9 protein-coding genes are annotated in these 10,438 nt (G+C 49.4%); 5 read left to right on the forward strand and 4 right to left on the reverse strand.

What is annotated here, in order from left to right:
- The first annotated feature begins 1 nt into the window (after position 1).
- From ACNA6I_RS21505 to ACNA6I_RS21520, 4 genes are all read left to right on the forward strand, one after another.
- A complete protein-coding gene (locus ACNA6I_RS21505; protein ID WP_048004710.1) occupies positions 2–1,399 on the forward strand; it encodes an RQC-minor-2 family DNA-binding protein in 1,398 nt (465 codons plus the stop codon).
- A gap of 152 nt (positions 1,400–1,551) precedes the next feature.
- Complete coding sequence (locus ACNA6I_RS21510) at positions 1,552–2,115, forward strand: DeoR family transcriptional regulator (protein ID WP_048004709.1); 564 nt, start codon at positions 1,552–1,554, stop codon at positions 2,113–2,115.
- 15 nt (positions 2,116–2,130) lie between these two features.
- Positions 2,131–3,474, forward strand: coding sequence for a PepSY-associated TM helix domain-containing protein (locus ACNA6I_RS21515; protein ID WP_416314147.1), 1,344 nt, complete (start codon positions 2,131–2,133; stop codon positions 3,472–3,474).
- 15 nt (positions 3,475–3,489) lie between these two features.
- A complete protein-coding gene (locus tag ACNA6I_RS21520; RefSeq protein WP_048004707.1) occupies positions 3,490–3,954 on the forward strand; it encodes a FixH family protein in 465 nt (154 codons plus the stop codon).
- 49 nt (positions 3,955–4,003) lie between these two features.
- On the opposite strand, the gene ACNA6I_RS21525 is transcribed toward ACNA6I_RS21520, so the two are convergent.
- Positions 4,004–4,759 (reverse strand): SDR family NAD(P)-dependent oxidoreductase, encoded by a 756-nt coding sequence (locus tag ACNA6I_RS21525; protein WP_416314148.1) that lies wholly within the window; start codon positions 4,757–4,759, stop codon positions 4,004–4,006.
- A gap of 194 nt (positions 4,760–4,953) precedes the next feature.
- The gene (locus tag ACNA6I_RS21530; RefSeq protein WP_416314149.1) at positions 4,954–5,583 is read right to left on the reverse strand and encodes a GntR family transcriptional regulator; all 630 of its coding nucleotides are present in this window, start codon (positions 5,581–5,583) and stop codon (positions 4,954–4,956) included.
- Between the two features lie 221 nt (positions 5,584–5,804).
- Here ACNA6I_RS21530 and ACNA6I_RS21535 point away from each other — a divergent pair, with 221 nt between their 5' ends.
- Positions 5,805–6,305, forward strand: a complete 501-nt coding sequence (locus ACNA6I_RS21535) for a GNAT family N-acetyltransferase (RefSeq protein ID WP_416314150.1) — start codon at positions 5,805–5,807, stop codon at positions 6,303–6,305.
- Positions 6,306–6,348: 43 nt separating this feature from the next.
- Here the strand turns inward: ACNA6I_RS21535 and ACNA6I_RS21540 are convergent, their stop codons facing one another.
- Positions 6,349–7,920: a glycoside hydrolase family 32 protein gene (locus ACNA6I_RS21540; protein WP_414811597.1), complete on the reverse strand. Its 1,572-nt coding sequence runs from the start codon at positions 7,918–7,920 to the stop codon at positions 6,349–6,351.
- A 314-nt stretch (positions 7,921–8,234) separates the two neighbouring features.
- Positions 8,235–9,695: a glycoside hydrolase family 68 protein gene (locus ACNA6I_RS21545; RefSeq protein WP_063191267.1), complete on the reverse strand. Its 1,461-nt coding sequence runs from the start codon at positions 9,693–9,695 to the stop codon at positions 8,235–8,237.
- Between the last annotated feature and the right edge of the window lie 743 nt (positions 9,696–10,438).

Below are 10,438 nucleotides of genomic sequence, written 5' to 3' on the forward strand. Positions count from 1 at the left end.
TATGAGATATGTTGAATTAAATGACTATCCCTCCCTCCTGATCATTCCCGTCGGCAGGAAATTCCCTGAAGTCAGGTCCATCGGACATAAGAAGCAGCGGGCTATCCTGAGCCGCCTTCAACACGCGGTCGATGGGATCATCGAGCAGGGAAATATCATACAGGCTTTCTTTCCGGACATCAGTGGTACGCGACTCCCCGTCCCGATTTATCGAAAGGAAGAGCTCTATCCCCATCTCATCAAACCTGAATCCTTCCTGTGGAAAAAGCATTCCGACCAGCGGGGGCTACCCATAGAAAAGGAATCCTTTTATACCGTGGAATATGAAACCCTTTCTGCTCAAGAGCTGGGGGATCATGTGCAACGTGTGATGACTGATTACTCGTTCGCCGCCATCCTTCAGCAGCGGGAGAGGAACGAGTGGCTGGAGTCGATCCGGTCGGCCTATTCCCGGCATCCTTTCATCCGGTTGGCACGTACTAAACAGGACGTCGTTCAGGCAGTGGAAGTCCTTAATACCTCTTCCCTTCTCGGCCTGTTGAATTCACCGGAGGATGTGGCCTTCTGGAGACACCGGGTGGAGATCGTCCTTCGCCCCTATAGAAGCGTTCCTCCCCATTGGCGCTGGGACATGTGCGCTCATGAGAAAGAGCTTGTCCTGAAAGCGAAGGAAGGCGTCCTCTCCTGTACCTGTCATGAGTGCAACTACACAATCGACTATTCTCCGGAAACAGACCGTGTGACCCTGCCGACCGAGGTCAATATGGAGCAGGCGCGTAAACGCATCGCCACCATCGAAAGGCAGTTCAATGCCATGGCTGAAAAAACAACAGACGTCGTGAACGCAATCCGCCGCCTCCAAGACCTTAAGGCAGCGTTAACACCTTTTGAGGGCATAATCGAACGGGCATGGGATCTTGAAGAACAACTTCGGGGACGTGCAGCCTCCCATCCCATCCTTTCCATCTATCAATCCTTAAAGGAATGTAGCTTGCCTGATACCTATGTGGAACCAGATGTAATGAGCCTGTCCCGTGTCCATATTCCTGATATTTCACTGCTTAAGATGAACTGGGAAGGAGAAGATCTTCAGCAGACACTGGAAGACCACCTTTCCTATCTTGAAGAAAAAGCGCAGGAATACCGCCCATCACCGGATGATGTGATGGTAGAGGTCAAAGGGTATGAGCTCACCCGTGGAATGACGGAAGAGATTAATGGCACTCCCGGTTCGAAAGACATTCCCATCCACCTGCTTGTTCAATTGTTAAAGGGAGAGGCCACCAGCAAGATCAGGCGCATGGAGCTGAATGAAACATCGATTTTCGGCATGCTCTCCTCATGGCCGGCGAAGTATATCACACAAGCTATGATTCAATGGAAGAAGAGCGGAGCATGAGCGTGCGCCGCTCTTCTTTGTGTGGAAAAAAAGAAGTTTGTTTGTCTTCTTTGTTACACGACAACATATTTTCACATTTTTCATCAACATTTTTCTTGTTCCACATCCTTTTCTCCCATACCCTTAAATTAGGAATGAAAAGGAGTGATCATATGCTTCCCATTGAACGCCGCCAACAGATCCTGATGTGGCTTGAAGAGGAAGAAACCTTGAAGGTATCGGAAATGAGCGAGCGCCTCGGTGTCTCCGAGATGACGGTTTATCGGGATATCAAACCTCTAGTGGATGAAGGAAGAGTACAGAAGACCTCTAACGGGATCGCATCTATCCAAGACGTGCCTGCGAACGGGTGCAGCCTTTGCATGAAGTCCATCGGAACGAGACACTCCGTGCAGATCGTGAAGACGAATCACCGTGTTGAACAAACTTGCTGTCCACATTGCGGGCTCCTCCGCTTCAACGATATCCGTGATGAGGTCGTGCAGATCCTGTGCCGTGATTTTTTGACGGATGCGACAATCAGTGCCAAGACCGCCACGTTCCTCATTGGGGCCGAGGTGAATCTGAACTGCTGTCAGCCACAGGTCATGGCCTTCGGTTCACCCCTGCACGCAGAAAAATTCCAAACTGGATTCGGCGGCAACTTACATTCATTCGAAGAGGCCATTCATGCCATTTCGGATACGATGCAAGGGAATGGCTGCTGTCACTCATAACAAAGGAGTCTACATATGAAAAACCAATCTAAAAAATCTCCTTATCAAACGATCTGGAGATGGCATTTCTACGCAGGGGTCATCTTCGCTCCCTTTCTATTCATTTTGGCGGTGACCGGTTCGATTTATCTCTTCAAACCGCAGATCGAGGGTGTTCTGTACAACCAGTACTACGATGTCCAGCCCCAAGGTGACAAGATCGCACCTGCCGATCAGATCGAAGAAGTGAAAAAACTTCATCCCGATGCCACCGTAACCTCCTATCGACCGGGAGAAAGCGCCGATCGCTCCAGCGAAGTGGGCATCAGTACAGAAGAAGGGTCATCCACTGTATTCATCGATCCCTACACAGGCAAATCCCTCGGTGAACTGAAGGCCGATGACCGGATCATGAACAAAATTGAAGAGATCCACGGAGAATTGATGGCCGGTACACTTGGCGACCGGATCGTGGAGCTTGCTGCCTGCTGGGCGGTCGTCCTCATCGTAACGGGACTCTTTCTCTGGTTCCCGCGGAAAAAGGACAAACTGTCAGGGGTCTTGTTCCCGCGGTTCAATAAAGGGAAGAAAATCTTCCGCCGTGACCTTCATGCCGTCCCTGCGTTCTGGATCACAGCAGGGATGCTGTTCCTGATCCTGACGGGACTGCCGTGGTCAGGATTCTGGGGGACGAACTTCCAGAATGCCGTCACCAATTCAGGCGCAGGCTACCCTCCATCGGTCTGGACGGGAAGTGCACCTCAATCAGAAGTGAAAACGAAGGAAATCGCTGAAGTACCATGGGGCGCAGAAAACCTGGACGTTCCCAAATCAGCCCTTGAAGGATACACTCCCCTCTCCATCAACGACGTAGTCGACATCGCCAACAATCAGGATATTGATCCGAGCTACACGGTGTACATCCCTCAGGACCCGACAGGCGTGTATACCCTTTCGGCATTTCCTGCCAGGGCGCAGGATGAATTGACGATCCATATCGATCAGTATTCCGGTGCGGTCCTTGCCGATTACCGGTATGACCATTACGGTCCTGTCGGAAAAGCCGTGGCACTCGGCATCACCCTGCACAAAGGGACACAGTTCGGGATTTTCAATCAGATTCTCAGCCTTCTCATCTGCCTTGGAATCATCCTTGTGGTCGTGAGCGGATTCTATCTGTGGCTGAAGCGGAAGCCGAAGCATGAGATGGGCGCACCGAAGGGACCAAGCATCTGGAGGTTCAGGGCGTTCCTCGCCGTCATGATCGCACTCGGGATCATCTTCCCGCTGGTAGGATTGAGTCTCATCGTCGTCTGGATCCTGGACTGGCTCATCATCAGACGTATACCCAAGGTAAAAGAATTCCTCGGAGCGGCGTAAGAAAGGAGACGACTTATGAGATACCTGTTGAAACTACTGCCTTTTATCCTGATCCTGCTCCTATTGGGGGCATGTGCCCCTAAAGAGGACGCAGCCGACCTGTACAAGCAGGAATTCCCTCTAGAGGCCGACGTGACCCTGCCAGACCCTTACACCAGTAAGGAACCGATCAAGATCGTCCTCACCCAGGACGGGGAAAAAGTGGAGAACGCCAATTTCGTCCATGTGGAAGTATGGAAGGCAGACGGCAGCTTCCGGCAAGGGATGGAAGAAGCGGAGAACGAAGGAAAAGGCCTCTATACCTTCAAGACAGACTTGAAGGAAGAAGGGCTGTATTATGTAAAGGTCCACGCCGGCAGTAACGGCTCCACCATCATGCCGACCAAACCCCTTGCCGTCGGTGAACTGTCAAAAGCAGATATCGAGGCCCTGAACGGGAACGCTCCACAGCAAAGCGGAGGCAGCGGACATCATCATTAAACGCAAAAAGACCGGAAGAAGGTGCGCCTTCTTCCGGTCTTTTCATATTTTATCGGATTTTATAGCTCAGGAACCCATCTTCTACCGGGATGGTTTGTCCGTTAATGGCGCTGGCCGCATCCGTGAATAAGAAGGTGACGACGCTCGCCACTTTCTCCGGCTTGATCAACTCTCCGCGCATATGCTGTCCGGCCAGATAATCTTTTGCATCCTGATCATCACCAAGGATCGGTGTATCAATGAATCCAGGTGCCACACCAACCACGCGGATGCCGTGTTCAGCAAGCTCGAGGGCTCCCGATTTGGACATCATGACGACAGCCGCTTTTGCCGCGTTGTAGTTGAAGCTTCCGACCGCAGCAGCTGTTCCATAAATGGATGCCGTGTTAACGATCGTTCCGGTCGTACCCAACTCCACCATTTTCCTGGCGCCATAGTACATGCCATAATAAACGCTGTGCTGATCCACATCGATGACGCGGTGATACGATTCAGGGTCCATTTCAAGGAATGGTTTCACCAACCCGATACCGGCATTGTTGAAGATTCCGTTGAATGTGCCGAATTTCTCAGCAGTCCAATCGATCAGCGCATTGATTTCTTCACCTTTTGAAACATCTACTTTATAATGAGCGGCATTTCCTCCCGCTTGATTGATCTGCTCGGCTACTTCTTTTGCACCGCTTTCGTTAAAGTCAGCGACAACAATGGATGCGCCTTTCCCGGATAACTGAAGGGCAGCTTCCTTCCCGATTCCACTTGCTCCCCCTGTAACTACGACAACTTGACCTTTTAACTCTGACATCAAAACCCCTCCTGTATTGTCGACAATTTGTAATACTCTTTTATTGTACGCCTAAAAATGCAAATTGTCGACAATTTAACTCCGCCAAATTTACTATATTTTTGCAGGAAGCCTTTTTAACCACACTCTTCATCACAACACAAAGAAGCAGGCTACCTACCTGCTTCCCATTCCATATTGATTGTGCCCAGTCATCAGATCACTCCCTGATCAAGGGTCACCTTCACTGCTTTCTTCGCATCATCAAACTTCCCTTCAACCAAGGATGACGTAAACACGTTCAGCTCCCGATTGAAGTTCTTCATCGTCTGCCGGGTCCACTTAACTTGGGCAAAGACCATCAGGATATGGTTGGCTTCTTTGTAAAAGCGCATCAACGCTTTATTATCCGAAACAATGAACACGTGGGTAATCAGCTGTTCCACTCTCGATTGATACAACTGCACGTCTTCCAGCCTGCAAGCCTCGTCGGCCTCGTCTCCTAAAACCTGAAGCCTGTGGCGGTTGGTGTCATCCCATTTGGGCTGTGACTGTTCGATGGCCGATTGAAGCAGTCCGATCACGGCGTCGTTGTATTCGATGATTTCCTTATCACTGAAATCCTTTACGATCGTCCCGATCCTGGGGATACGCTCGGCGATGCCGTCTACCTTCAATAGGTAAAGCGCCTCCCTGACAGGAGCCCTGCTCGTACCAAGATCCCTTGCTATATCCTCTTCTATGATTTTCTCGCCTGCTTTGATGACGCCGTTCAAAATTTGTTGAAGCAGATGATGATACACCTTCTCAGGCAATGATTCTTTCCCGTGATTGACTCTATTCATGCTACACCCCTGATAATTATGCTATTGGGAAAATGCTATCCTACCTTTGTGGGAAAAACAAGGTGGACGATTTCCACAATACCACTGAAAGTAGTAAAAATGATTGTTTTCTGTTTCATCTCTTCATGGCAAAATAAAAGATGTAGATATTTCCAAAACCGGCAGCCTCACTGTTCAACACCAAGAATCCGGGAATAGTACATACCCATAGGAGGACAATCATGATCATCAGACAAGCAACAGAATCAGATGCAGAGGCAATCATCGCCATCCGCCGCAACACGATTTCAGAGCAGGAATATTTTCTGACCACAGATGAGGAGTTCAGCCTCGATCACGCGGGACAGGTAAAGGAGATGGCCAACCGGGCCGAAGCTGGCGGGATGACCTTCGTAGCGGAAGCCGAAGGGAAGGTCGTGGCCTTTCTGTTCTTCAACCGCAGCCGGATGAAGCGCATGAGGCATAACGGGTCATTCGGTATCGGCATCCTGCCCGACTACCGCGACCGGGGACTCGGTTCACGCATGCTTCAGCATCTTATCAGCTGGGCGAGGGATCAGGAAGAGATCGAAAAGATCTGTCTCGGTGTCTTCGCTACCAATGAACGGGCCATCGCCTCCTACAAAAAAGCCGGATTTGTGGAAGAAGGCCGGGAAATCAGACAGTATAAGTTCGACGACGGCCGGTATGTGGATAATGTACTAATGGGCATCCAGCTTTAAACGTAAAAAACAACACGCACCGGATGAGTGCGTGTTGCTTCGTTTACTCTTCTGTTTCTCCCAAGTGATCGATCTTCACATTTTCAAACGTGGCGCTTCCACCTTCGACAAATAAGGAAATCCCTTGATCATCGGGGCGTGGGAATACTAGATTCGTATGCACGGTCCTGCCATTGTCCATGAAGAGTTCGACACTCGTCTTATCCACAAGGATCGTCATATGGACTTTTTGGTCAAAGGGCTTGTAGGGCGCTTTGCTCTCAAGGAAATCCCCTTCTTCATCCGGTTGATCGGTCTTTGAGCGGTTGACGAATGAATAGCCATCCCGAGGGGAGAAGCCGACGTCGACATGGCGTTCATCGTCCTCCGATTCTCTGACACGCATTCCGATACGCTCCGCTTCTTCCCAGGAAATATCGGCTTCAAGACGGTACGTATCGCCGAGTGCGTCAAGCGATTCTCTTCCGTCCTCCACTGTCACATCCCCGACTTCGTCTGTAGATGTGACCAGATCATCCAGGGCCGGAACAGGGTTGGACACAAGGGTATAACCCTCTTCTTCATCTCCTTCAAGGCGAATTTCCCTGACGATGGAGTCCGTCCCGTTGAAATCATCATGCTCAATGGTAGGAGTGTTGTTCGCGTACGACCATTTGTTCATCCACGCAAGTGCGTATCGCTTCTCCATCTTGTCCTCTGCTTCACCGTCTTCGAATGTCACAGCCCCATACCAATCGAATCCGTAATCAAGCCACTTCGGTTCTTCCTCGTCGGCTTCGAATGTATCACCATTGAACTCACCGGACCAGTAAGCATATGTGTTCGGTTTACCGACGGACTCCCCGTTAGCACTGACTCCGAGGACCCATTTCTCCGTTCCGTCTTCCGTACGCATACGGAAGAGATCGGGACATTCAAGGACGCCAAGGTCGTCTGTTTGGAAATCACCGGTGAATGACCAGTCCTTCAGGTTTTCGGATTCATAGAATCCTACCTTTGCTCCTTCCGCCATGAGCATCACCCATTTATCCCGCTCATCATCCCATACGACCTTCGGATCGCGAAAATCCTCTACGCCCGGGTTCTCAAGGACGGGGTCTTCACTGTGATTCTTGAATGTTTTCCCTCCGTCCGTGCTGTACCAGAGATACTGCTCCTGCGCTCCGGTTTCTTTGGACGGCTGGGTCACGATGGCGATGAAGGCATCTTTCCCGAAACCAGCTTTATTCTCACGGTCTATGACTACAGAACCGGACCAAGGATCACCGTTGTCGTTGGTATATTTCGGTATCGCTACCCCTTCATCCTTCCAATGGACCAGGTCCTTGGAGACGGCATGACGCCATTCGGTGCCGTTGCCATCAGGGTAGTCTTTGTTATAGAGATAGTAATAGTGGTATTCACCCTTATAATAAATCGGTTTTTGAGGATCGTTTTTCCATTTGTCAGGGGTGGTGAAATGATAGGAAGAACGGTAGGAGACCTCATTTCCGTCTTTTCCCGTCTCTTTCTTTTCCACGTCTTCCTTTGCATTTACCCACAGGACGACGCCGCCGATGACAAGGATCAGTATGGCAGCCATCACCCATATCCCCTTCTTTCCTATAGATTTCATCTTATTCTTCACCACCTGTTTGTAGTTGTTGTATCACTGTATACGCGATTTCGAGCGAACATCCCCGCCTCGCTGCGGGGCCTCACTCACTGCACAGGCTCCTTCGTGTACATAAGGAGAGGGGAAGCCTACACCTGTTAGGAGATACGGGCGTAAGACGTTCAACTAGGTGCTGTGTAGTAACTCACTGTTGTTGATGGAAGGAATTTGACCTGTGCATGACCTTGAGGCCCCCCAGCGCAGCGGGGAAGCGCTGCGTGCTAATAGAAAAAAGAAATGCCACTAGCTGACATTTCTTTTTTCTTTTTCAAAGGTTATTGCCCATCATACGTGATTTGACCTTGCTCAAGCGTTCCATCTTTCACGACAGAAGATTTCTTGTTCTTGATATCAAGCAAGAAGGATGGAGCAAAGGTTGATTTGTGATCTGCAAAGTATCCGCGGTTCGTCATGTAGCTGGTCACAACGAATTTGTCAGACTCTTCCTGAGGGATCACGTAGTGTGCGTACGTCCAAGTGATGTCGTTAGGGTCAAGATCCTGGTGAAGGACGATTCCCGTTTTGTTCATAGGTTTGAACGGACCATCTAGGGAATTTGACACATATCCAAGCATGTAGATGTCTTCATCATCGATTCCATCAATGGTCATTTTTGATCCACGTGTGCTTGTGAATAGGTAGAACTTGCCGTCTTTCTTGAAGATGTTCGGGCGCTCGATTTCATCCGTTACGGTATTTGACACAAGAAGAGGCTTCTTCTCTTTTTTGAATGTGTAGTCATCGTTGATCTCGATGATTCCCATTGCACCGTTCGCAAGTTCAGCTGTTTCTTTCTTAGGGCTGTTTTGAAGGTTCTTAAGCTCGTCGCGGAAGAACTTCATGCTTTTGCCGTAGTATGCACGGTTGTAAAGATTATCTTTACCTGAGTATCCGTATTCTGTACCAGTGTTGGCTTCGAATACAAGGTACTTGCGGCCTTTGTCTTCAATGTAGTGCGGGTCACGGAAGGTATGATTATTGTTGAAGTTGCGATCTTCGAAGGCTTTCTCTACGTTTTCGTAGGTTTTGCCGTCTCCGCCGTTGAAGATGGACTTGTGATCTTCGATTCCATCAACCTGCAAATCTTTGTCTCCTTTTTCAGAAACGTTGACTTGGGCAGTTGTCAATGTTTGGCGTCCGAAGAGCTCCTTGCTCTCATCGAAATCTCCACGGTTTGTGTAGAACAAGCGGATTTCACCGTCATCTGTGAACAGGGCAGAACCTGACCATTCTTCCACTTGACCTTTAAGATATTTGTCGTTTGCTTTGTTTTTGTCTTCGTCATCGAAGACACGTCCAGCGTTTTTCCATGCGTCGATGGAGTCATCGCCTGCTTTTTTATAGAACATATAGATGAATGTGTCGTTAGGGTTTTTCGGGTCACCTGCAAGACCGAAGACGATATGGTAGCCTTTGTATTCAGCTACAGTACCATCAGCGTTTTGCAGTGGCCATGTATCCCATACATCCATTTTGATTTTATTGCCATTCTCATCGGTTTTCGTTGCGGATTCTACATTCTTGATTGTGGAAGCATCAAAGGATGGGACAGTGAACTTGTCATCACCGTGCTGGTTGATCATATCCTTCATGTCCTGACGTGTGATCTGTGACGTGCCGTATGTTTCTTTGTATCCCTTTTCGTCAGCCCCGCCCTTGGCAGATGCAGATGTGAAGCTGCCTCCGAACAAGATGGCTGCACTTAAAGAAACTGCTGCAAATTGACGAACGTTCATTAAGTACTCCTCCTAAGTGTTGATTATGATATGAATTCGGTAAGGGCGGGGCGAATGCTCCGATGCCTTACAACTGAATTATAGGAGGACGGGGCGCCGGTGGATATGGCATGGATTGATATAGATTTCGTCTTAAATTGATATGTGGGTCTATAGTAGCCTGAAAGGTGGGGGCATTCTTTACGAAGGGGGATTTAATAGGTAGTCCGTTCCTTTCCACTGCAGGGATTTGCTTTCCGCGGGGAGCATGTCGAGCCTCCTCATGCCTGCAGGATGTTGATCATCTTGATCCTAATTATAGTTGATGGCTAAATAGTTCTAAGTGAAGTGCCAGTTGTAAAATGAGTCCGTTTCTTTCCGCTTCAGGGATTTGCTTTCCGCGGGGAGTATGTCGAGCCTCCTCGTTCCTGCGGGGTCTCGATCATCCCCCTTTTCCGCAGGAGTCAAATCCCTTCCGCTCCAATCCACTCAGTGGTATTGGACTAGGGGAGGTAATCGTTTGTTAATAAGGATAGAAAGTCATGCTAAAAACGAAACAAGGATGGGGATGTCCTGTTTCTCCTGCGCACAAAGTACAATGAACGGAAAAAGCTCGCCTTCAGCACATAATCATTGCAAAAAACAGGATGGCGATATCATGTTTCCAATCAGCACATCCCCTCTCATATCCACAGAGTGAAGTGCAGCGAAGGCCTCCCGACTCCTATGGGAATAGCGGGCAGGGTGAGACCCTGGAGGCGCAG

The organism is Rossellomorea sp. FS2, assembly GCF_047915635.1.
GTDB classification, from domain to species: domain Bacteria; phylum Bacillota; class Bacilli; order Bacillales; family Bacillaceae_B; genus Rossellomorea; species Rossellomorea marisflavi_A.